Here is a 412-nt window from a genome sequence, read left to right as displayed (position 1 = left end):
ACGCAGAAGGAGAAGGAGCGTCTGCGTCGGCTGGAGGACGAGCTGCACCAGCGGGTCGTCGGCCAGGAGGACGCGGTCGAGGCGATCGCGCGGGCGGTGCGCCGTAGCCGGACCGGAATGGGCGATCCGCGCCGGCCGGTCGGCAGCTTCCTGTTCCTCGGGCCGACCGGTGTCGGCAAGACCGAGCTGGCGAAGGCGTTGGCGCAGTCGCTGTTCGGTGACGAGAGCAAGATGCTGCGGCTTGACATGAGCGAGTTCGGCGAGCGGCACACCGCGAGCCGGTTGGTCGGGGCGCCTCCGGGTTATGTCGGCTACGGCGAGGCCGGTCAGCTCACCGAGCAGGTGCGGCGCCACCCGTACTCGGTGATCCTGCTCGACGAGATCGAGAAGGCGCACCCGGACGTGTTCAACG

1 protein-coding gene is annotated in these 412 nt (G+C 69.7%); it reads left to right on the top strand.

Annotated elements, in window-relative coordinates; translation table 11 throughout:
* On the top strand, positions 1–412 hold a 412-nt coding region (locus AC07RN_RS21390), incomplete at both ends, for an AAA family ATPase (protein ID WP_478337284.1).

The organism is Lelliottia sp. GFLA7 (assembly GCF_056490165.1).
The sequence above is the reverse complement of the archived record's forward strand: the minus strand, read 5'-3'. Positions and strand labels throughout refer to the sequence as shown.